The 22,493-nt window shown below is 69.1% G+C and carries 19 protein-coding genes and 2 pseudogenes; 5 read left to right on the plus strand and 16 right to left on the minus strand.

The window, feature by feature from the left end; translation table 11 throughout:
• Positions 1-294 precede the first annotated feature (294 nt).
• Both HWX00_RS28165 and ggt read left to right on the plus strand, forming a co-directional pair.
• A complete protein-coding gene (locus HWX00_RS28165) occupies positions 295-1,257 on the plus strand; it encodes a LysR family transcriptional regulator (RefSeq protein ID WP_049030921.1) in 963 nt (320 codons plus the stop codon).
• 70 nt (positions 1,258-1,327) lie between these two features.
• Entirely contained in the window at positions 1,328-3,202 is a 1,875-nt protein-coding gene (ggt, locus tag HWX00_RS28170) for a gamma-glutamyltransferase (protein ID WP_175029197.1), read from the plus strand.
• Positions 3,203-3,435: 233 nt separating this feature from the next.
• Here ggt and HWX00_RS28175 read toward each other — a convergent pair whose 3' ends face one another.
• The 6 genes from HWX00_RS28175 to HWX00_RS28200 all read right to left on the minus strand — a co-directional run bounded on the left by HWX00_RS28175 (position 3,436) and on the right by HWX00_RS28200 (position 8,635).
• Positions 3,436-4,401, minus strand: a complete 966-nt coding sequence (locus HWX00_RS28175) for an ABC transporter permease subunit (protein WP_175029196.1) — start codon at positions 4,399-4,401, stop codon at positions 3,436-3,438.
• Positions 4,398-5,195 (minus strand): taurine ABC transporter ATP-binding protein, encoded by a 798-nt coding sequence (locus HWX00_RS28180; RefSeq protein WP_034189203.1) that lies wholly within the window; start codon positions 5,193-5,195, stop codon positions 4,398-4,400. The genes HWX00_RS28175 and HWX00_RS28180 overlap by 4 nt, the downstream gene beginning before the upstream one ends.
• Positions 5,196-5,223: 28 nt before the next feature.
• Positions 5,224-6,240, minus strand: a complete 1,017-nt coding sequence (gene tauA, locus HWX00_RS28185) for a taurine ABC transporter substrate-binding protein (RefSeq protein ID WP_034189202.1) — start codon at positions 6,238-6,240, stop codon at positions 5,224-5,226.
• A 252-nt stretch (positions 6,241-6,492) separates the two neighbouring features.
• Positions 6,493-7,485 (minus strand): lipoyl synthase, encoded by a 993-nt coding sequence (lipA, locus tag HWX00_RS28190; protein ID WP_034189201.1) that lies wholly within the window; start codon positions 7,483-7,485, stop codon positions 6,493-6,495.
• On the minus strand, positions 7,478-8,224 hold the full coding sequence (lipB, locus tag HWX00_RS28195; RefSeq protein ID WP_069706680.1) for a lipoyl(octanoyl) transferase LipB: 747 nt from the start codon (positions 8,222-8,224) through the stop codon (positions 7,478-7,480). Before lipB ends, lipA begins: the two co-directional genes overlap by 8 nt.
• A gap of 84 nt (positions 8,225-8,308) precedes the next feature.
• Positions 8,309-8,635, minus strand: a complete 327-nt coding sequence (locus tag HWX00_RS28200) for a DUF2917 domain-containing protein (RefSeq protein WP_034189295.1) — start codon at positions 8,633-8,635, stop codon at positions 8,309-8,311.
• A 102-nt stretch (positions 8,636-8,737) separates the two neighbouring features.
• Here HWX00_RS28200 and HWX00_RS28205 point away from each other — a divergent pair.
• Positions 8,738-9,731: pseudogene (locus tag HWX00_RS28205) on the plus strand (transcriptional regulator GcvA).
• Here HWX00_RS28205 and HWX00_RS28210 read toward each other — a convergent pair.
• The 10 genes and pseudogenes from HWX00_RS28210 to HWX00_RS28255 form a co-directional block, all read right to left on the minus strand.
• Positions 9,728-10,036, minus strand: coding sequence for an HP0495 family protein (locus HWX00_RS28210; RefSeq protein WP_034189198.1), 309 nt, complete (start codon positions 10,034-10,036; stop codon positions 9,728-9,730). The pseudogene HWX00_RS28205 and the gene HWX00_RS28210 sit on opposite strands and share 4 nt — an antisense overlap.
• A complete protein-coding gene (locus tag HWX00_RS28215) occupies positions 10,036-10,962 on the minus strand; it encodes a D-amino acid aminotransferase (protein ID WP_175029195.1) in 927 nt (308 codons plus the stop codon). Before HWX00_RS28215 ends, HWX00_RS28210 begins: the two co-directional genes overlap by 1 nt.
• Before the next feature lie 48 nt (positions 10,963-11,010).
• Positions 11,011-12,321: a D-alanyl-D-alanine carboxypeptidase family protein gene (locus HWX00_RS28220; protein WP_034189196.1), complete on the minus strand. Its 1,311-nt coding sequence runs from the start codon at positions 12,319-12,321 to the stop codon at positions 11,011-11,013.
• Between the two features lie 629 nt (positions 12,322-12,950).
• A complete protein-coding gene (locus HWX00_RS28225; RefSeq protein ID WP_049032355.1) occupies positions 12,951-13,595 on the minus strand; it encodes an alpha/beta hydrolase in 645 nt (214 codons plus the stop codon).
• Positions 13,596-13,608: 13 nt separating this feature from the next.
• Positions 13,609-13,926 (minus strand): (2Fe-2S) ferredoxin domain-containing protein, encoded by a 318-nt coding sequence (locus HWX00_RS28230; protein ID WP_011694422.1) that lies wholly within the window; start codon positions 13,924-13,926, stop codon positions 13,609-13,611.
• Between the two features lie 154 nt (positions 13,927-14,080).
• On the minus strand, positions 14,081-15,232 hold the full coding sequence (locus tag HWX00_RS28235) for a VanZ family protein (RefSeq protein WP_124670229.1): 1,152 nt from the start codon (positions 15,230-15,232) through the stop codon (positions 14,081-14,083).
• 19 nt (positions 15,233-15,251) lie between these two features.
• Positions 15,252-15,888 (minus strand): annotated as a pseudogene (locus tag HWX00_RS28240) (ABC-type transport auxiliary lipoprotein family protein).
• 68 nt (positions 15,889-15,956) lie between these two features.
• Complete coding sequence (locus tag HWX00_RS28245; protein ID WP_034189193.1) at positions 15,957-16,886, minus strand: MlaD family protein; 930 nt, start codon at positions 16,884-16,886, stop codon at positions 15,957-15,959.
• A gap of 24 nt (positions 16,887-16,910) precedes the next feature.
• Positions 16,911-17,825: an ABC transporter ATP-binding protein gene (locus HWX00_RS28250; protein ID WP_034189192.1), complete on the minus strand. Its 915-nt coding sequence runs from the start codon at positions 17,823-17,825 to the stop codon at positions 16,911-16,913.
• Entirely contained in the window at positions 17,822-18,946 is a 1,125-nt protein-coding gene (locus HWX00_RS28255; RefSeq protein ID WP_034189191.1) for an MlaE family ABC transporter permease, read from the minus strand. Before HWX00_RS28255 ends, HWX00_RS28250 begins: the two co-directional genes overlap by 4 nt.
• Positions 18,947-19,268: 322 nt before the next feature.
• Between HWX00_RS28255 and HWX00_RS28260 the strand changes: the two genes are divergently transcribed.
• The gene (locus HWX00_RS28260; protein ID WP_175029194.1) at positions 19,269-21,338 is read left to right on the plus strand and encodes a bifunctional 2',3'-cyclic-nucleotide 2'-phosphodiesterase/3'-nucleotidase; all 2,070 of its coding nucleotides are present in this window, start codon (positions 19,269-19,271) and stop codon (positions 21,336-21,338) included.
• 8 nt (positions 21,339-21,346) lie between these two features.
• Entirely contained in the window at positions 21,347-22,192 is an 846-nt protein-coding gene (locus HWX00_RS28265; RefSeq protein WP_069706677.1) for a tetratricopeptide repeat protein, read from the plus strand.
• Positions 22,193-22,493 lie beyond the last annotated feature (301 nt).

Below are 22,493 nucleotides of genomic sequence, written 5' to 3' on the forward strand. Positions count from 1 at the left end.
TCAGCGATCACCAGCCACCCACCAGGCCCGGTGACAACACCCCCCGGATCATGACTGCGACTGGGGGCGAGAATCATGCCGGGCCTGGCTGGCCAAAGCCCCGACAATCGGGGCGTGAAGATAGTAACGGGGGCGGGGGCATTCATGGCGTCTCCAGTCTGTGCACGAGGCATGACCCGATTCTCGATTGATCGAGATTCATTGACAATTCCCTCTTGCCTTTACAAGCTGTCAAGTCTGACTTGACACTGGATGCATTCCGACCGTTAAACGGGATGGATCAGGAGCGAAAACATGGACCTGAACGCGCTGACGCTGCTCGTCGAGATCCTCGACGCCGGCAATCTCAGCAAGGCCGCCCAGCGGCTCAAGATGAGCCGCGCGAACGTCAGCTACCGGCTGAACCAGCTGGAACGCTCGATCGGCCAGCAATTGGTGCGGCGTACGACGCGGCGCATCGAGCCGACCGAGATCGGGCTGAAGCTGTACGAGCACGGCCGGCGCATCCGCAACGAACTGCTCGCCGCGCAGGAATCGGTGACGACGCTCGGCCAGGACCTGCAGGGCCGCGTGCGGCTGTCGGTGCCGAGCGGCTACGGGCAGATGGTGATGTCCGACTGGCTGCTCGCGTTCAAGCGGCTGCACCCGGGCATCGTGCTCGACGTCGTGTTCGAGAATCGCGTCGAAGACCTGATGCGCGACGAAGTCGACATCGCGATCCGCGTGATGTCCGAGCCGCCGCAGAACCTCGTCGCGCGCGACATGGGCGCGGTGCGCTACGTCGCGTGCGCGTCGCCGGCGTTCGCGGCCGCGCACGGGATGCCGTCGAGCCTCGGCGCGCTGGCCGCCGCGCCGGTCGTCACCGCGACGGTGATGGGCCGGCAGCTCCGGATCGCCGCGTATCTCGGCGACGAGCGCCACGAGGTGCTGCTCGAACCCACGTTGATTTCGGAGAACTTCCTGTTCCTGCGCCAGGCGATCCTCGCGGGCATCGGCGTCGGCATCGTGCCCGACTACGTGATGCAGGACGACATGCGGCGCGGCACCGTCGTCACGTCGCTCGACGCGTACCGGCTCAGCATCTTCGGCACGCACATGTACATGCTGTACATGCCGAACCGGCATCACACGCGCGCGACGTCGACGTTCATAGAGTTCATCCTCGAACAGGCCGGAAAGACCGGCCGGGGCGGGCCCGCCGCGATTCGTCAGGGTTTTCTGTCGGATGACAATCCGCCGGCGGCGCGGCGACAATAGCGCGCCGGGCCGGCAGCCGCGTTGCGCCGGCGCCGTCGCCTCATTCGCATTCACTGCTGCCGAGGGTTCAATGTTCGACCGGATTCGCCCGCACCCGCGTCCCTGGACGCTGCTTGCCGCCGTCGCGCTCGTCGCGTTCAACGCCGGCTGCACGTCCCCGTCCGCGCCGTCGGGCGCCGTCGTCCCGGTCGCCGCCGCATCGGGCGCGGCCGTCCCGCTGCCCGGCGTTCACGCGCCCGAACTGTCGTCGGGATGGACCGACAAGCCGGGCTGGACCTCGCAGCACTTCATGATCGCGGCCGCGAACCCGCTTGCGACGCAGGCCGGCTACGACATGCTGAAGGCCGGCGGCACCGCGATCGACGCGGCGATCGCGACGCAGATGGTGCTCGCGCTCGTCGAGCCGCAATCGTCGGGGATCGGCGGCGGCGCGTTCATGCTGTACTTCGACGGCAAGACGGCGCAGGCGTACGACGGCCGCGAGACCGCGCCGGCCGCCGCGACCGACCGGCTGTTCTACGGGCCGACCGGCCAGCCGATGAGCTTCTACGAAGGTGTCGTCGGCGGCCGCTCGGTCGGCACGCCGGGCGTGCTGCGCATGCTCGACGCCGCGCACCGCGCGCACGGCAAGCTGCCGTGGCGCCGGCTGTTCCAGCCGGCCATCCGGCTCGCCGAGCGGGGCTTCACGATCAGCCCGCGGCTCGCGACGCTGATCGCGAACGACCGGTACCTGAAGAACGACCCGGCCGCGCGCGCGTACTTCTACAACGCCGACGGCACGCCGAAGGCGGCCGGCACGGTGCTGAAGAACCCCGCGCTCGCGACCGTGCTGCGCCAGGTCGCCGAGCGCGGCGCGAATGCGTTCTACAGCGGCGCGATCGCGCGCGACATCGTCACGAAGGTGCGCAGGCACCCGACCAACCCGGGCCTGCTGTCGCTGCAGGATCTCGCGCGCTACAAGGCGAAGGTGCGCACGCCGCTGTGCGCCGACTACCGGCGCTCGGTGGTGTGCGGGATGCCGCCGCCGTCGTCGGGCGGCCTCGCGATCGCGCAGATGCTCGGCATCCTCGAGGCGATGCCCGACTGGCAGCAGATCGGCGCGCAGAAGCCGGTGCGCAACGATGTCGGCTACGAGCCGACGCCGTTCGCCGCGCACCTGTTCAGCGAGGCCGGCCGCCTCGCGTATGCGGACCGCGCGCGTTACGTCGCCGATCCCGATTTCGTGCCGCTGCCGGGCGGCAGCTGGGCGAGCCTCACCGACAAAACCTATCTCGCGCAGCGCGCGCGGCTGATCGGCGACACCAGCATGGGCGTCGCGCAGGCCGGCACGCCGCAGGGCGCGACGCTCGCGATGGCCGACGATCGCAGCCCCGAACGGCCGTCGACGTCCGACATCGCGATCGTCGACCGCTACGGCCAGGCGCTGTCGATGACGACCAGCATCGAGGATGCGTTCGGCTCGCGGCTGATGGTGCGCGGCTTCATGCTGAACAACCAGCTCACCGATTTCTCGTTCGTGTCGAACGACAACGGCCGGCCGGTCGCGAACCGCGTGCAGCCGGGCAAGCGGCCGCGCTCGGCGATGTCGCCGGAACTCGTGTTCGACAAGAAGACGAAACAGGTGACGATGGTCGTCGGCTCGGCAGGCGGCCCCGCGATCATCAACCACGTCGCGAAGACGCTGGTCGGCGTGCTCGACTGGGGCATGACGATGCAGCAGGCGATCGCGCTGCCGAACTTCGGGTCGATGAACGGGCCGACGCAACTGGAGCGCGGCCGCGTGTCGGAGGCGCTCGCCGACGGGCTCAAGGGCCGCGGGCACGACGTGCAGGTCGTCGAGATGAACTCCGGGCTGCAGGGGATCCAGCGGCTGAACGTGCAGGGGCAGACGGTGTGGTTCGGCGGCGCGGATCCGCGTCGGGAAGGGGTGGCGATGGGCGAGTGAGGGCGATGAGCGACAACTTCACGTGGCTGATCGACCCGGCGGCTTCGCTCGACGCAGCGCCTGCGCAAGCGCAGAACATGAGCGCGTGATTGCAGGCGGCCGGCATCGCCGGTACGGCGATGCGCGTCGGTGCCCCGACTGCCGCGCGATGCATTCGTCGCCGAATTCACCGCCGCTTACGCCCGGCCGCTGACGGTCGTGCGCCAGCCGATCCGGGCGTGTCGCGCGCTGCTTCAGCCGCGCCCCTTCCACGGCACGACGCGCCGCTCGACCCACCGCATCGCGAGATCGAACAGCCACGCGATCGCGCCGATGATCAGGATGCCCATCACGACGATATCGGTGCGCAGGAAGCTCGACGCATTGAGCACCATCTGCCCGAGCCCGGCCGTCGCGGCGACCATCTCGGCCGCGACGAGCGTCGTCCAGCCGAAGCCGATCGCGATCCGCAGCCCGGTGAGGATTTCCGGCAGCGCGGCCGGCAGCACCACGTGGCGCACGATCTGCGCGAAGCTGCCGCCGAGCGAATATGCGGCGTTGATCTGCTCGACCGTCGCCGCGCGCACGCCGGCGCGTGCGGCCATCGCGATCGGCGCGAAGCAGGCGAGAAAGATCACGACGAGCTTCGCCGTCTCGTCGATGCCGAACCAGATCACGACGAGCGGCAGGTACGCGAGCGGCGGCAGCGGCCGGTAGAACTCCAGCAGCGGATCGAGCACGCCGCGCGCGACGCGGCTCACGCCCATCAGGATGCCGGCCGGCACGCCGATCGCGGTCGCGAGCAGGAATGCGCCGAACACGCGCGCGGCGCTCCACAGCAGATGGTCGGACAGCGGCAGGCCGCCCTGGATGCGCCCGTGCCACGCATCGACGAACGCCGCCCATACGGCTTCCGGCGCGGGCAGGAACAGCGGCGGCAGCCATTGGCGATGCGTCGCGACCCACCACAGCACGGCCAGCGCCGCGACCGTCGCCGCGCTCAGTCGCGCGGTCTTCCCTTCCCCCGGCAGCCGGTAGCGGCGCGACGACGACGCACGACGCACCGCCGCCTCGTGTTCCGTGCGACCGCCCTGCTCGATACCCGCGGCCGCGCGATCGGCCGCCCACGAATCCTGCGTGCTCATGCTGTCCTGCCTGTGCAAAGTGCTGTTCCGGCCGCGCCCGACGGCCGCGCCGTGCCGCGCGAGTTCGCTCGTCATGCGTGCTCCGCGACGGCCTCGTCGCGATGCAGGTACGCGATCAGCCGCTCGCGCCACGCGATGAAATCCGGCGACGACTTCACCGCGCGCGCATCGCGCGATTCGACGTAGCGACGCGCGAACGGCAGCTCGAAGGTTTCCGCGATGCGCCCCGGGCCCGGTGTCATCACGACGAGACGCGTCGCGAGAAACAACGCCTCCTCGACATCGTGCGTGATGAAGAACACGGTCTTGCCGGTACGCGCCCACACGTCGAGCACGAGCGCCTGCATCGAGCCGCGCGTCATCGCGTCGAGCGCGCCCATCGGCTCGTCCATCAGCAGCACGCGCGGGTCGCTCGCGAGCGCACGCGCGATGCCGACACGCTGCTGCATCCCGCCCGACAGCTCGTACACGCGCGCATGCGCATGATGGTCGAGCCCGACGAGCGCGAGCATCTGTCGCGCCCGCGCCTCGCGTTCGGCCTTCTTCACGCGCGCGAAGCGCAGCCCGAGCGCGACGTTGTCGAGCACGTCGAGCCACGGCAGCAACGCGTACTTCTGGAACACGACGCCGCGATCGGCGCCCGGGCCCGTGACGGGCACGCCGTCGACGCGCACGTCGCCCGTCGTCGGCGCGACGAAGCCGGCCATGCAGTTCAGCAGTGTCGTCTTCCCGCACCCGGAGGCGCCGAGCGCGACGACGAATTCACCGGCATCGATACGCAGGTCGACGCGCGCGAGCGCCTGCGTCGTCGGCCTGCCGCGCTCGCCCGGATAGGCAACCGATACCTGACGGACTTCCAGCGTGCTCATGCTCGGGACTCCGCGATGATCGCCGCGCTCAGCGCGCGGCCTTCTGCACGAACTGCGGATCGACGCCGGCCGAATAGTCGGACAGCACCGTCTGGATCGTGCCCTGCGATTTGAGGAACGTGGCCGTGGCCGCGAGCGACTTCGCGGCGCCCGATTGCGCGCCGCCGCCGAGCCACGTCGGCGACGCCTGCTCGGCTGCCGTCGGAAACGCGTAGAGCGCGAGGCTCGCCGGCACGTCCTGCGCGTTCGCGCCCGACACCTTCGCGACCGCGGCGACCTGCGGCGAGCCGACCTTCCATGCCGCCGCATGCGTGCGGTAGTCGGCGTCCGCCGCCGCGAGCACCTTCACGAAGCGCGTGACGAACTCGGGATTCTCGCGCGCGAACTTGCGGCTCACGACGAAGCCGTCGAAGGTCGCCTTGCCACTTTCTTTCGCAACCTGGCCCGACGTCGTCAGCACGGTGCCCGACTGCTTGACCTTCGCGAGCACCGGATCCCAGATGTAGGTCGCGTCGATGTCGCCGCGCGCCCATGCGGCCGCGACTTCGGGCGGACGCAGGTTGACGATCTTCACGTCGTTCGGATTGACGCCCGCTGCCTGCAGCGCGACGAGCGTATGGAAGTGCGACGTCGATACGAACGGCACACCGATCTTCTTGCCCTTCAGCGATGCGACGTTCGTGACGCCCGAGCCGTTGCGCGCGACGAGCGCCTCGGCGTCGTTGATGTTGTCGAGCACCCAGAACAGCGAGATGTCGAGCCCCTGCGACAGACCGGCGGCGATCGGGCTCGACCCGGCTTCGCCGAGCTGCACGGAGCCCGACGCGAGCGCGCGGATCACGTCGGCGCCGCTGTCGAGCTTGCGGAACGTGACCTTGTAGCCGGTCGCCTTTTCGACTTCACCGCTCGCCTGCGCGTAACGCCACGGCACGACCATGTCCTGGTACGCGATCACGACTTCGCGCGATTCGGCGTGCGCCGCGCCGAGCGCGGCAAAGGCGGTCAGCGCGACGACGGCGCGGCGGATGAAGCTGAAACGGGACATGCGGCTCTCCTTCGGAATGCGGGCATTGCTGCGGGAGAGCCGACTTTACGAGCTTTGTGTGCCGCGGGAGCGAACTTATCCTGCGAAGCTATCGATGCCGTTTCAGCTTTGCTTTCCACGTTCGACCGGATCGCGTGTCCGGTCGGGTGGCGATTGCCGTGCGGCAGCACGGACGGCCGGCGCGGCAACGAAAAAGCCCGCATCGCTGCGGGCTTGTTTCGACTGCATGAGACTGCTGCGCGAACGCGGCGCTCAGACCACGCCGGCCCCGTGCGCCTGCAGATCGGCGTGATAGCTCGACCGCACCATCGCGCCGACGGCCGCGTGCGTGAAGCCCATCTTGTACGCCTCTTCCTCGTACATCTTGAACGTGTCCGGATGCACGTACGCGCGCACCGGCAGGTGGTGCTCGGACGGTTGCAGGTACTGGCCGATCGTCAGCATGTCGACGTCGTGCGCGCGCAGGTCGCGCATCACCTGCAGGATTTCCTCCTCCGTCTCGCCGAGGCCGACCATCAGGCCCGATTTCGTCGCGACGTCCGGATGCTGCGCCTTGAAGTCCTTCAGGAGCTTCAGCGAGTGCGCGTAGTCCGAACCCGGGCGCGCTTCCTTGTACAGGCGCGGCACCGTTTCGAGGTTGTGGTTCATCACGTCGGGCGGTGCGGCGTTCAGGATCGAGATCGCGCGGTCGAGACGGCCGCGGAAGTCCGGCGTCAGGATCTCGATGCGCGTTTCCGGCGACTGCTCGCGCACTTCGCGGATGCACTCGACGAAGTGGGCGGCGCCGCCGTCGCGCAGGTCGTCGCGGTCGACGCTCGTGATCACCACGTACTTGAGCTTCAGCGCGGCGATCGTGCGCGCGAGGTTCTTCGGTTCGTCGGCGTCGAGCGGATCGGGGCGGCCGTGGCCGACGTCGCAGAACGGGCAGCGGCGCGTGCACTTGTCGCCCATGATCATGAACGTCGCGGTGCCCTTGCCGAAGCATTCGCCGATGTTCGGGCAGCTCGCTTCCTCGCACACGGTGTGCAGGTTGTGCTCGCGCAGGATCGTCTTGATCTCGTTGAAGCGCGAGCTGCCGGTGGCCGCCTTCACGCGGATCCACTCGGGCTTCTTCAGCTTCTCGATCGGAATGACCTTGATCGGGATGCGCGCCGTCTTCGCCTGCGCCTTCTGCTTGGCGGTCGGATCGTAGGCAGCGGTGGCGGCCGAATCGGCCGGTGCGGGAGAAGCGGTAACGTCAGTCATTCGATTGTTCCAGTGCCTGCGGCTTGTCGGCGGCCGCGGATGCGCCGTCGAGGTTGGCGATCAGACGGCGCACCAGCGTGTGCGCGACGTCGTTCCAGTCGGCGGCAACCTCGAGGCTCGCCATGTCGACGGTTTCCAGTCCGGCATAGCCGCACGGGTTGATCGCAAGAAACGGGCGCAGATCCATCTTCACGTTCAGGCTGAGCCCGTGATAGCTGCAGCCGTTGCGGATCTTCAGGCCGAGGGCCGCGATTTTCGCGCCCTCGTGCACGCCGGATGCCACGTAGATCCCCGGCGCGCCCGCCTTGCGGACCGAAGCGAGATTATACGCCGCGAGGGTTTCGATCACGGCCTCCTCGATCTTCGTCACGAGCGTGCGCACCATCAGCTTGCGCCGGCGCAGGTCCAGCAGCAGGTAGACGACGATCTGGCCGGGGCCGTGGTAGGTGATTTGTCCGCCGCGGTCGACCTTCACGAGCGGCACGCCGCTGTCGGCCACCAGCAGGTGGGCCGGGTCGCCGGCCTGGCCGAGCGTGTAGACGGGCGAATGCTCGACCACCCAGATCTCGTCGCCGGTATCGGCCGTACGCGCGTCGGTGAACGCGCGCATCGCGTCGAAGCTCGTCTCGTAGGCCTCGAGGCCCCGCCAGCGCACGGTGACCGGCTGGGCCGGGGAATCGGCGGGCGATGCGGAAACGGCGACAGGGGTGGACACGATGGAAACCGGCGAAACGGACATGGGCGGTAGTTTACCGAAAACCCATGGGTCTCGCCGGCCTTGGGACGGGGACGGATCGCCGGTATCCGTCGGACGACATGCAGGTCAGACCGTGCGCCAGCCGTCGTGGAACAGTGCGCTCACGCGTTCGCGCAGCCGTGCCAGCCCGCCGAGCGCGACCTCCCGGGGCGGCCGCGACACCGAGAACGCGACGCACGCGCCCTCGCGGCCTTCCGCGCTGAGCCACAGCCGCTCGCCGCGGCGCAGCTTCAGCGTCTCGCCGTCGACCAGGAAGTAGTCGTCGACGTCGTTGCTGCGCGTGGCCCAGACCGGCCCGCATTGAACGATCAGCCGCGTGCTGCGTTGTACCTTCATCGGTACGGTTTCGCCCGCCGGGATTTCGAACGTGATGCTTGAAGAGATTTCTTGCATGATCGACTCCGCCAATAAGTGCTTCGATGGCTACAATCGTAGACACTTCAAGGCGTCCGACAAAACGACCAATTTTCACGTCGATGTGAGGAAAATTAGCAAATGGACCTCCGCCAGCTGCCTGCGCTGAACGCGATTCGCGCGTTCGAAGCCGCCGCCCGTCACGAGAATTTCTCGCGCGCCGCCGACGAGCTGTACGTCACGCACGGCGCGGTCAGCCATCAGGTTCGCGCACTCGAGGAGGAGCTCGGCGTGCAGCTGTTCACACGCAACGGCAAGCGGCTGTGCCTGACCGACGCCGGCATGCGCTACGCGCAGCAGATCCGCACCGCGCTGATGGTGATCGCGGACGCGACGCGCGAGGTGCGCTCGAGCGACCGCGACCGGCGGCTCGTCGTGTCGATGCTGTCGTCGTTCGCCGCGCGCTTCATCACGCCGCGCATCGGCTCGTTCATCGAGCGGCATCCGGAAATCGACGTCGAGCTGCAGTCGACCAACTCGCTCACCGATTTCGCGCGCGACGACGTCGACCTCGCGATCCGCTTCGGCTCCGGCACCTATCCGGGGCTGCACGTCGAGCCGCTGTTCGAGGAGGTGTTCTTTCCGGCCTGTGCGCCGACGCTGAACGGCGGCAAGCTGCCGCAAACGCCCGCCGATCTCGTCCACTACAACCTGCTGCGCTCGGACGACGAGCTGTGGCGGCCGTGGTTCGACGCGGCCGGGCTCGATACGCTGACCGAGCCGAAACGGGGGGGTGCTGTACCAGGATTCGTCGAACCTGCTGCTGGCCGCGATCGACGGCCAGGGCATCGCGCTGGTACGCCGCTCGCTCGCGGTACACGACCTGCTCGACGGGCGCATCGTGCGCCTGTTCGACATCGACGGGCAGAGCCCGTGGCACTATTTTTTCGTGTGCCCGCCGCCGCTTCTGAACACGCCGCGCGTGCAGGCGTTCAGGACCTGGCTGTTCGAGCAGGTCGTGGAATACAAGCGGCTGTGCGACGAGCTGGACGCGCGGCGCGCGGCGGGGAAGACCCCCGCCGAGTGCGCGCGGGAAGGAGGATGGAAAGCGCTCAGGCGGCTGGAAGGCGCTTAAAGGACGACCTTGACCATCGGATGGCCGGTCAGTGCGCGGTAGATGCTGTCGAGCTGCTCCTGGCTCGTCGCGCGCACGGTGATCGTGAGGCCCGTGTAATTGCCGCCGCTCGACGCGCGCTCCTCGATCTTCTCGACATCGATCTCGTTGTCGTGAACGGCCACGACCTTGAAGATCGTGTCCTTGAACTCCGGGTGCGCCTTGCCCATGATCTTGATCGGGAAATCGCACGGAAACTCCAGCAGCGACTCCTTCCGGGTATCGATCGCGCCGGTCACCTCGATGGTTTTGGTCGGTTCGCTCATCACTTTCTCCGGGTTAGGTCAAACTGTTCAAACTCGCGTGCCTTCGCACGCTGGTACGCGTCGTACAACGCCGCGAACACGGGGCCCGGCTTGCCGCCCTGGACGGGCAGGTCGTCGAGCAACGTGACGGGCAGCACTTCCTTCGTGGCCGACGTGATCATGATCTCGTCGGCCGCGCGCAACTCCACTTCGCTGATCTCGCGCGCGACGAACGGGATCTTGCATTCGTCGGCCAGCTGCTCGACCAGCGCGTAGCGGATCCCTTCGAGGATCTTGTTGCTGCGCGGCGGTGCGATCAGCTCGCCGTTCTTCACGATCCACACGTTCGACGACGAACCTTCGGTCAGGTTGCCGTCGCGCAGCTGCAGCGTCTCGAACGCGTCGCGCTCCGCCGCATGCTGCGCCATCAGCACGTTGCCGAGCAGCGAGATCGACTTGATGTCGCAATGCAGCCAGCGGCGATCCTCGGCCGTCACGCAGCGCACGCCCTTCGCGCGCTCCTCTTCCGACGGCAGGCGCAGCGGGCTCGTCATCGCGAACACCGTCGGCACCGCGTCCGCCGGGAACGCATGGCCGCGCTTCGCGACGCCGCGCGTCACCTGCAGGTAGACGAGCGCGTTGCCGTCGCCGAGGCCTTCGGCATTCGCCGCGACCACGTGCTCGATCAGCGCGCGCCAGCCGGCCGCGTCGTGCGGATCGTCGATGCCGATCTTCTTCAGGCTGCGCGCGAGCCGCTCCAGATGCTGATCGATCCGGAACGGCACGTGCGCGCCGTCGTGCGCATAAACGGGCACGACTTCATACACGCCGTCGCCGAAGATGAACCCGCGGTCGAGCACCGGCACACGGGCTTCGGACAGCGGCACCAGTTCCTCCTGCGACGCAACGCTGAGGTAGACGATCGGTTCGAATTCGGCTTGGCTCATAGTGATGACAGATGGGGATGAAGTCGTGAAAACAAAGGCCCGTCGGGCTTACTTCTTCTTGCTGAACATCAGCAGGATCGAGTCCCAGATACGCCCGAAGATACCCGCTTCCGGCACCGCCTGCAGTGCGACGACCGGGAATTCGGACAGCGTCTTGCCGTCGGCGACGATCTTCACGGTGCCGACCTGCTGGCCTTCCGCGAGCGGCGCGATCAGCGGCGCGTTGACGTCGACCTCCGTCTTGACCTTGTCGCCGAGGCCGCGCGGCACGGTCGCCCACTGGTCGCTCTTCACGCCGACCTGCACGGTGTTTTCCTTGCCCTTGTAGAGGCGCGGCGTCGAGATCGCCTGGCCGCCCTTGAACAGGCGCACCGAATCGAACGCGCTGTAGCCGTAGTTCAGCATCTTCATGCTGTCCTGCGTGCGCTCGCCTTCCTTCTGCTCGCCCATCATCACCGACACCAGGCGGCGCTGGCCGTCGACGCCCGGAATCGCGCGCTTCGCCGATGCGATCAGGCAGTAGCCGGCCGCCTGCGTATGGCCCGTCTTCAGGCCGTCGACCGTCGGATCCAGCCACAGCAGGCGGTTGCGGTTGCCCTGGCGGATGTTGTTGTACTTGAATTCCTTCTCCGAGAAGATGCTGTAGTACTGCGGAAAATCGCGGATCAGGTGCGCGGACAGCTTCGCGAGGTCGCCGGCCGTCGTGTAGTGGTTCGGGTCGGGCATGCCGTTCACGTCGGCGAAGTGCGTGCCCTTCATGCCGAGGCGCTGCGCTTCGTCGTTCATCAGCGTGACGAACTGCCCTTCGCTGCCGCCGACGAGTTCGGCCAGCGCGATCGCGGCGTCGTTGCCCGACTGGATGATCATCCCGTACACGAGGTCATGCACGGACACCGGCTTGTTCGCCTCGATGAACATGCGCGACTCGTCGCGGCCGACGCGGCGCACGGCGTCGCTCGGCGTGACGATCTGTTCCATCGAGATCTTCTTCTTGTCGAGCGCCTCGAACACGAGGTACGCGGTCATCAGCTTCGTCAGCGAGGCCGGCTCGACGCGTTCGTCCGCATTGCCCGATGCGAGCACCGTGTTGCTGGTCGCGTCGACGAGCACCCACGAGCGCGCGTTCACGCCCGGCGGCGGCACCGCGCCCGGCATGTAGGTCGCGGGCGCGCCGGTGAACTGCTCGGCGGCCGGCGCCGCATGCGCGGCCTTGGCCTTGGCGGCCGGTTTCGCCTCGGCGACGACGATCGTCGATGCGAGCGCGACGGGCAGCATCACGCCGAGCGCGACGTTGCGCGCGGCGGTGCCGAAGGCGATGGAGGAAGCGAGGGACTTGAGGCCTTGGGAAGACAGACGCATGATCGATTCAGGCTGATGGCAGAAAGTGCGGTGCGAAACGCGCAGGGTTGAACGGCAAGGCGGCGGGCGTTCCGGGCACGCGCCCGACAGCGTCGGGCGGCGCGAAACGCGCCGGTTGGACTCGTGCGGACGCGTTCGGTTCGCGGCCGTCGCGAGCGGGCGGACAGGCGGCGAAACGAGCGCCGCATGGGCCCAGCCGGGCCGCGGGCGACGCGGAATCCGGCCATTATACGTGGCCGCGCAGGGCGTTTTCGCGAACCTTGTGGCGCGTTCGGTGCGAAACGGTGTCGATGTGCCGGCCGACTCGCGCTCGCGGCATCGCGCAAACCGGCGCACCGCCCGGCCGCGCCGGGGCGCCTGGCGATGCCGCCACGGATGCGGAAAGACGGCACATCGAGGGCGGCGGAAGTCGAGCCCCGACCCGTCGGCGGGCAGCGCGCCTCGGCCTCGGGCAGCTGCCGTAGGCGATCGCGCGTGAAGCCCCTCGAAAGGCGCGTGCAGGCGGCGTGCAAGTCGAAGCGAGCGCCGCGTGCGGCGCGATGCCGCGCGGGCGGGTCGCGCCCGCGGCAAGCGCGGGCACGCGCTGCGGGCACCGGCCTGCGGCCGTCACCCCCGCGCGCGGGCGCCGGTTACCGCCACGCGTCGACGATGATGCGCTTCAGCACGTGCAGCTTGCGATGCAGGAAATGCTCGGCGCCGGGGATCACGACGACCGGCAGCTCCTGCGGCCGCGCCCAGTCGTACACCGACGCGATCGGCACCGTGTCGTCGGTTTCGCCGTGGATCACGAGCGTGTTCTCGGGCACGTCGGCCACCTGCCAGCGGCTCGCGGCCGTGCCGACGAACACCATCCGCTCGATCGACTCGCCCGCGTCGCGCAGCCGCTTCGCGACGTGCGACAGCACGAAGGTGCCGAACGAGAAGCCCGCGAGCACGAGCGGCAGGTCCGCGTACGCGGGCTGCGCGCGCATGTGCGCGAGCACCGCGAGCAGGTCGTCGGCTTCGCCGGCGCCGTTGTCGTGCACGCCTTCGGTGGCGCCGACGCCGCGGAAGTTCGACCGGTAGACGACGTAGTTCAGCTGCACGAGCGTGCGCGCGAGCGTCTGCGCGACCTTGTTGTCCATCGTGCCGCCGAACAGCGGATGCGGATGGGCGACGAGCGCGATGCCGCGCGGCGCGGCGCCGCTTTCGCGCACGGCATCCGGCAGGTCGACCGCGATTTCGATCTGCCCGACCGGACCCGCGATCAGCGATTTCTGCGTATGTACGTTCATTCGGCCGGCCCGCTCAGATCTTCAGGCGGTCGACGACCTTGCCGTCGCGCAGGTGCGATTCGACGATCTCGTCGATGTCGGCCTGGTCGACGTACGTGTACCACGTGCCTTCCGGATACACGACCATCACGGGCCCTTCCTCGCAGCGGTCGAGGCAGCCGGCCTTGTTGATGCGAACCTTGCCGGGCCCCGCGAGGCCGAGTTCCTTCACGCGCTTTTTCGCGTACTCCTGCATGGTCTGCGCATCGCATTGCGCGCAGCTCGGACGTTCGGCGCCCGGTTCGCGCTGGTTCAGGCAGAAGAAGACGTGGTGCTGGTAGTAGGAATCCATGGTGGTGACGAGCGGCCCGGCGCGACGCCGTGCCGAAAAGAAGGGCGATGGATTGCCGTTGCGCGGGAGGCAACGGAGGATGCGGACGATTATAGCGACCGGCGCACGCGGCTGCCCGCGCAAGCGCCGCTGCCGCCCCACCCCGGCGGCCCGGTCAGCGGCGCAGCGCGCCCGGCAGCCACGCATGCTCGACGCGCTGGCCGAGCCAGATCAGCGCCGCATAGGGCCAGATCCACGCGAGCCAGCGCGCGATGCTGTTGAAGTGCACGTAGCGGCCCTGCCGCCAGCCCGACAGCGTGAAGTCGAAGAACGGGTTGACCGGCAGCAGGTTCACGAGTGCCACGCCGGCCAGCAGCGCCAGCGCCGCGAGCGCCGCGCGCCAGGTCTGCGGCACGCGCAGCGCGACGAGCGCGGCGGCGAAGCCGAGCTCGATGCCGAGCCGCGCGCCGGGCGTCGCCCACACGACGACGAGGCCGGTGGCCGACTGCATGAACGTCGCGGCCGCCTTCAGCACGAGCGTGACGACGACCAGCGCGACCAGCAGCCGGATGCGCGGCGCGCGCGGCCGCATGGCGAGCGACGCGATCGCCAGCGCGGCGAACAGCATCAGCCCGCCGAGCACGGCCTCCCACGCGGAATCGGACAGCCAGCCGTCGACCCGCTCCGGCCATTCGCTGACGCGCCACGCGGCCGGCAGCCACGCGAGCAGCGCGTCCTGCATCGACGCGTCGGCGCGTTCCCACAGCGCGGCCGGCCAGTCGCCGATGCCGAACAGGAACGGCGACGGAAACAGGATCGCGAACGGCCACAGCGCGGCCAGCAGCAGCGGTGTCGCGCCGTCGGCCTCGAACCACGCGAAACGCAGCCGGCGCAGCGCGCCGCGGTCGAGCAGCGCGCCCGTGGCCGGCGCGACGAGCGCCGCGCCCAGCAATGCGCCGAGCGCGTTGGCGCCGAGATCGAGATTCGACGCGACGCGCGTCGGCAGGTAGGTCTGCAGCGCTTCCATCGCGCCCGACAGCAGCACGCCGAGCGCACCCGCGATCAGCGTCGCGGCCACGCCGCGCCAGCGCGGGTGCAGCGCGAGCACGCCGAGCGCGCCGAACGGCAGATAGCCGAGCACGTTCGTGACCACGTCGAAGGCGGTCACGTAGCGCTGCATCGGTGCGAACAGGTAATCGAACGGCCCGATGCCGAGCGACACCCAGCCGTCGAACGGATACAGCGACGCGTAGACGACGAGCGCCGCGTAAGCGGCGAAGGCCTGCCGCGCGAGCGGCGATGCGCGATGCGTGCCGGTCGCGTTCATCGCGGCTGCGCGGGTCGCGTCACGGCGTGCCCGCGTACGCCTGCATGCCGGCCCATGCGGCGATCTGCGACACGAGCTCGTCGCTCGCCGCCGCGAGCGCGCGCGCCGCCTGCGGCGTCCGGCGTGCTCGACGGTGCCCGCGCGACGAACGTGCGCTGGCCGAGCACCTTGCCGTCGAGCGTCAGCGTCGCGCGCGCGGTCACCGCGCCGTGGCTCTGCGACTGCCCGTCGAACACCTGTTCGAATTCGTTCAGGTCGACCTTGAGGGTCGGCGCGCGCACGCCGTCGGCCCCTTCGAGCACCGCGCCGCGCGACGACAGCGCGCCGCGCAGCCGCTGCGTGAGCAGTTGCGCGGGCGGCGCGGTCCAGCGGCTGTCGCGATAGGCGGCCACGTGCTGCGCATCCGCGTAGGCAAGGCGGTACGCGAACTTGTCCGAGTCGAGCGCGTCGGGCGCGACGACGTCGAGCACCTTCAGCGCGGGGCCCGAACCGGCCGTCACGACCGACGACGGTGGCCCGAGGTCGTAGCGAACATTCGACAGCACCGCGCTGTTGCCGGCGCAGCCGGCCGCCAGCGCGAGCGTCAGCACGGCAAGCGCGGCCGCGGCGGGACGCAGCGCGCGGTCAAGGATTCGTGGCATGGCATGTTCCTGCATGAGGTTTCCGGTTTCGATAGGCGTCATGGCCCGGCCGTTTCCGGCCGGACGGGCAATGGATGCGCGCTTCATTTCCCGGCGGTCGCACCGGGCCAGACGAAGCCTGCTTCGCCGGGCCCCGGCGCCGCGCCGGGCGAACCGAACAACAGACTGCGCGGGTTGCGGCCGAGTTCACCGGCCACGTCCTTCAATTGCCGCGACGCGTCGCCGACGCTGCCGGCCAGCGAATTGAAGCGCGGCAGCGTGTCGTACTGCACGCGCGCGTTCAGGTCGTTCAGCGCGACGCCGACCTGCTCGGCGGCCGTACCGGCCTTGTTCAGGTTCGACACGAGCGGCCCGTTCGGCTGCAGCAGCGTGTTCGCCGACGCCATCGCGCGATTCACCTCGTGCATCGTCTCCGGCAGCGCGGTGACCGCCGGACCGAGCTGCTTCGTCAGCGTCGCCGCGCCGTCGGCCGCGTGCTGCAGGCTCTCTGCCGTCGCACGCAACTGCTCGCGCATCTCGGGCGACATCAGCGCGTTCGCGCTCTTGGCCGCCAGCTCGAGCTGGCGCAGCAGCACGTCGCCGCGCTCCTGGATCTGGTCGAACAGGCTCGGCCGCATCGGGATCTGCGCGATCGACTTCGCCGACGACGGCAGCGGCGCCAGGTCGCGCCCCGTATCCTCGAGCTGCACGAACGCGATGCCCGTCACTCCCTGGAAGCCGAGGCTGCCGTAGGTCGACTGCGTGATCGGCGCGTCGTGGTCGACGAGGATGCGGATCCGGATCTGGCCCGGATGCGTGCGGTCGAAACCGATCGACTGCACCTTGCCGACGTCGAGGCCGCGAAAACGCACGGCCGCGTCCGGGAACAGCCCCGTCACATTGGTGCGCGCGAGCAGGTCGTACGGCACGCGAACGGTGCGGTCGACGTTGAACCAGAACACGGTGCCCGCGATCGCGAGCGTCAGCGCGATCGTGAACAGGCCGGCCCAGAACGCATGTGATTTGTTTTCCATCAGAGGGTTCCTTGTCCTTGCCTGTTACAACTCGACGCTCGACAGCGCCGGTTCGAGGGCCGCCTTCGGCAGCTTCGCGCGCCGCTCGGGCGGCAGCGCCTGCAATGCGCGGCGCCCGCGCAGCCCCAGGAAATATTCGTGAATGAACGGATGGTCGACGTTCGCGGCCTCCTCGACAGGCGCGGCGACCAGCACCTTGCGGTCGGCCAGCACCGCGACGCGGGTCGACAGCGCGACCATCGTGTCGAGATCGTGCGTCACCATCACGACGGTCAGCCCCAGCGTGCGGTGCAGCGTCGCGATCAGTTCGACGAATTCGTCCGACGCCTGCGGATCGAGACCGGCCGTCGGCTCGTCGAGGAACAGCAGCTCGGGCTCGAGCGCGATCGCGCGCGCGATGCCGACCCGCTTCACCATCCCGCCCGACAGCGCGGCCGGCATCTTGGACGCGTGCTTGCACGGCAGGCCGACCATCTCGAGCTTCAGCATCACGATGTCGTGCAGCAGGTCCGGCGGCACGCGGCCGAGCTCGCGCAGCGGCTGCGCGACGTTGTCGAACACCGTCATCGACGAGAACAGCGCGCCCTGCTGGAACAGCATCCCCGAGCGCGTGCGCATCATCCGCGCGCTCGCGTCGTCGATCGTCGCCGTATCCTCGCCGAATACCTTGATCGTGCCCGACGTCGGCCGCTCGAGGCCAAGGATCTGCCGCACGAGCGTCGTCTTGCCGGAGCCCGAGCCGCCGACGATCGACACGATCTCGCCGCGCCGCACGTCGAAGTCGAGCTTCTGGTGAATGATGTTGCGCCCGTAGCGCTTGGTCAGGTTGCGCACCTCGATCACGAGGTCGCCGGCGTCGGCCTCCCCGGCCGGCCGCGGGCCGACCGACCCGGCGCCGATGGCCGCCGCATGCGCGGTCGTTTCGTTCGATGCGTTCATCCGAGCCCCACGTTCTGGAACAGGATCGCGAACACCGCGTCGGCGAGGATCACGACCGTGATCGACGACACGACCGACGTGGTCGTGCCTTCGCCGAGGCTCTGCGAGTTCGCCTTGATCCGGAAGCCGAAATGGCACGCGACCAGTGCGATCAGCATGCCGAACACGACGCCCTTGCCGACGCCGATGTACAGGTTCGCGATCGGCACGACGCCCGGCAGCGAGCGCACGAAATAGTTGACGTCGATCCCGAGCACGAGCTTCGCGGCCAGCGCGCCGCCCGTCAGCGCGATGATGTTGGTCCACATCACGAGCAGCGGCATCGCGATGCCGAGCGCGAGCACGCGCGGCAGGATCAGCCGCAGCCCGTGCGGGATGCCCATCACGCGCATCGCGTCGAGCTCCTCGGTCACGCGCATCACGCCGATCTGCGCGGTGATCGCCGAGCCCGAACGGCCCGCGACGAGGATCGCCGACAGCACGGGGCCGAGCTCGCGGATCACCGACAGCCCGAGGATGTTCACGATGTAGCGGTTCGCGCCGAACATCTGCAGCTGCTGCGCGGACAGGTAGCTGAGCACGATGCCGATCAGGAACGCGACGAGCGCGGTGATCGGCAGCGCCTGCGCGCCGGCGCTGTAGATGTTCGCCGAGGTTTCCTTCCACGGCATCGTCCGCGGGCGGCGCAGCACCGACAGCGCATCGAGGATCACGAGGCCGAACATCGCGATGCCGCCCTGCAGGTGCTCGCCGAACGCGAAGATCGCCTGGCCGAGCCGCGTGACGGGATCGACGCGCACGAGCCGCTCCGGCGCCTCGCGGCCGCTGTCGAGCCGTTCGATGCGCTCGAAGATCGTGCGCTGCGTGGCGCTCAGCGCGACGCCGGCCGGCAGCTTGCGCCCCCATACGCGCCACAGCGCCTGGCCGCCGACGTGGTCGAGCCGCTCGATGCCGGACAGATCCCATTCGCTCACGCGGCCGGTGGCGATGCCCGCGATGCGGCGCGCCACGGCGCCGCGATTGCGCGCGAGCGCGAGCGCGGTCCACTGGCCGTACAGGCGCACCGTCTGGCCCTGGCCGCCGGCGTCGACCGAGAGGCCGGGAGGAGTCTCGAAGTCCAAGGGCAGGTTGTTTGCAAAAGGATGACAGCGGCCATTGTAGCGAACCGCCCGATGCCGCGACGTGACGATTTCCGCGACCGCGCCGGGCGGGGGCGCCCCGCCGCGGCCGCCCGGTCCGGGCCAGCCCGGCGCCGCCGTCTGCCGCGGCCCGATGCCGGCCGCCGGTTGGCGGTTGACCGCTGCCGGCGTCGTGACCTTTCATTCTTCCGTCACGTTTCCTTTCGATACTCTCTCGCGCCGCACATCAGGCCGTCGGCGCGCCGCGCCGCCATTCGCTGCATCCCTCGCGTTTCATAAAACAGAACACCGAACAGGACAACCGATGCGCTTCCCCCCGTTTTCCCGCCGCCACGTACCGGCCGCCGCCGCGCTCGCCAGCCTCGCCTTCGCCCTCGCCGGCTGCGGCGGCGACGACGTCACCGCCACGCAACCGTCACAGCCGCAGACCCAGACGCCCGTCGGTACGACGGCCACGCTCGCGCTGCTCGAGACGACCGACCTGCACACCAACGTGCTGTCATACGACTATTTCAAGCTCGCCGCCGACAATTCGCTCGGTTTCGAGCGCGTGTCGACGCTGATCGCGCAGGCGCGCAAGCAGTACCCGAACACGCTGCTGCTCGACAACGGCGACACGATCCAGGGCACCGCGCTGTCGGACTACCAGGCGCTCGTGAAGCCGATCGGCTGCGACCAGACGCTCGCGATCTACAAGGTGATGAACGCCGCGAAATTCGACGGCGGCGGAATCGGCAACCACGAGTTCAACTACGGGCTGCCGTACCTGTCGCAGGTGACCGGCAACACGTTCGAGGTCGACGGCCTGCCCGCGCCGGCCCAGCAGAAGAAGTGCGCGGGCCCGACCTTCCCGCAGGTGCTCGCGAACGTGATCAGCGCGAAGACCAACGCGCCGCTGTTCACGCCGTACACGATCCTGACGCGGACGGTGACGGCCACGACGCCGGACGGCAGGACGGTCAGCGCGCCCGTGAAGATCGGCATCATCGGCTTCACGCCGCCCGCGATCATGAACTGGGACAAGCGCTGGCTCGACGGCAAGGTCTACACGACCGGCCTGAAGGAAGCCGCCGAGAAGTACATTCCGGAAATGCGCGCGAAGGGCGCCGATCTCGTCGTCGCGATCTCGCACGGCGGCCTCGACAATTCCACGTACTCGCCGACGATGGAAAACGGCAGCTGGTGGCTGTCGAAGGTGACGGGCATCGACGCGATGCTGATCGGCCACTCGCACCAGGTGTTCCCGGACGCGAACAGCACCGTGTCGCAGTTCAACCTGCCGGGCGTCGACAAGGTCAAGGGCACCGTCAACGGCGTGCCGACCGTGATGGCCAACTACTGGGGCAAGCACCTCGGCGTGATCAAGCTCGGCCTGAAGTTCGACGGCAAGACATGGAGCGTCGACCCGTCGCAGACGACCGTCGAGGCGCGGTCGATCCAGAATGCCGACAAGAGCTACGTCGCGCCCGATCCGTCGGTGTCCGCCGCGATCGCCGCCGAGCACCAGGCGACGATCGACTACGTGAAGACGCCGATCGGCTCGACCGACTACCGGATGAACTCGTACTTCGCGGATGTCGGCGATCCGGGCGCGATCCAGATCGTCAACGAGGCGCAGGCCGACTACGTGAAGACCTACGTGCAGGCGAACCTGCCGCAGTACGCGTCGCTGCCGGTGCTGTCGGTCAGCGCGCCGTTCAAGAGCGGCTTCGGCGGCGGCACCGACTACACCGATGTCGCGCCGGGCGCGCTCGCGATCAACAACGCGGCCGACCTGTACCTGTATCCGAACACCGTGTACGCGGTGAAGGTGAGCGGCGCCGACGTGAAGAACTGGCTCGAGACGGCCGCGAAGCGCTTCAACCGGATCGACCCGACCAAGGCGACCGTGCAGCCGCTCGTCAGCACCTTCCCCGGCTACAACTTCGACATGTTCACGTCGGCCGACCTCGCGTATGAAATCGACGTCACGCAGGCCGTCGGCAGCCGCATCAAGAACCTGACGTACAAGGGCGCGCCGATCGATCCGAACGCGCAGTTCATCGTCGCGACCAACAACTACCGCGCGAGCGGCGGCGGCAACTTCCCGGGCCTCGACGGCAGCAAGACGATCTTCGCGTCGCCCGACGCGAACCGCGACGTGCTGATCGCGTTCATCAAGAAACGCGCCGCGATCACGCGTGCGGCCGACGGCGCGCAGCGCAGCTGGCGCTTCACGAAGCTCGCGAGCTCGGTCGCGCACGTGCAGTTCGCGTCCGCGCCGAACCGCCTGGGCGACGCAGCGGCGGCCGGCCTGACCGGCATCACGCAGGTCGCGGCCGACGACGGCTCGGGCAAGAACCTCGCGACCTACGAGATCGACCTCACGCAATGAGACATCCGATGCAACCGATCCGGACGATGCGGCCGGCCGAAACCGGCGTCGCCGCCGCCGCGCGGCGCGTGCTGCGCGCGAAACTCCCGCCGGCCGCCCTGCTCGCGGCGGCGGCCGTGACCGTCGCGGCCGTCGTCGCGGCGACCGGCCTGCGCGGCAACGGCCCCGCGCCGAGCGCCGCGCAGCTCGACGAGTGGCAGGCGATGGTCACGCAGGCCACCGAGCCGCACGCGCTGGCGCAATTGCGCACGCTCGCGCGCCGCGGCTCGGGCGCCGCGCAGGCGGCGCTCGGCATCGCGCTCGTCGACGCGCGCGAACCGGGGCTGCGCGACGAGGGGCGCGGCTGGCTGGAAACGGCCGCGACGGCCGACGGCAAGGCCGACGCGCCGGCTGCGAGGCGCGCGCAGCTCGCGCTCGGCAAGGCGCTGCTGCTCGGCAGCAGCGACATCCCGAAAGACTACGCACGCGCCCGTGCGCTGCTCGGCGCGGCGGCCGGACAGGGCGACCCGGCCGCCGCGTATTACCTCGGGCTGATCTATCGCAGCGGCTACGGCATCGCCGCCGATCCGGTGCAGGCCGCGCACTGGTTCGAGATCGCGTCGCGCGCGGACATCCCGGCCGCGGATTTCATGCTCGCGAACGCGTACCGCGACGGCAGCGGCGTGCCGCGCGACGACGCGCGCGCGCTGGCGCTCTATCGCCGCGCCGCCGAGCACGAGCTGCCGGAGGCCGTGCAGACGCTCGCGATGGCCTATCGCAACGGCGAGCTGGGGCTCAAGCCCGATGCGGATGAATTCCACGCGCAGTGGATCGAGACCGCGCATGCGCTGAAGCATCCGGTTGTCGCGCCGTGACGAAAACCCGGAAAGCGACGCATCGGCTCCGTCGCTTTCCGTTACTTGGCACGTTACCCATCGATGCCGGATGGTGCCAGCCGGTCTCTTGCCGAAGCACCAATGCCGCCTATATCGGCCTGATCGATGGCGTCGTGAGCCAGTGCGCAGCCACGAGCGCGCTCACCAAGGCACCTCGTTGAATTCATGATCTCCCTTCCCCCGGGTCCATTTCCCTCGCATTGGCGCCAGGTGATCTTGCCGAAGAGCGCAACGTCATAGCAGGCGAGCCCGCCACCACTCGCTGCGGCGGGCGGCGCCC

It is taken from the genome of Burkholderia seminalis DSM 23518, assembly GCF_902832885.1.
Lineage (GTDB): Bacteria > Pseudomonadota > Gammaproteobacteria > Burkholderiales > Burkholderiaceae > Burkholderia > Burkholderia seminalis.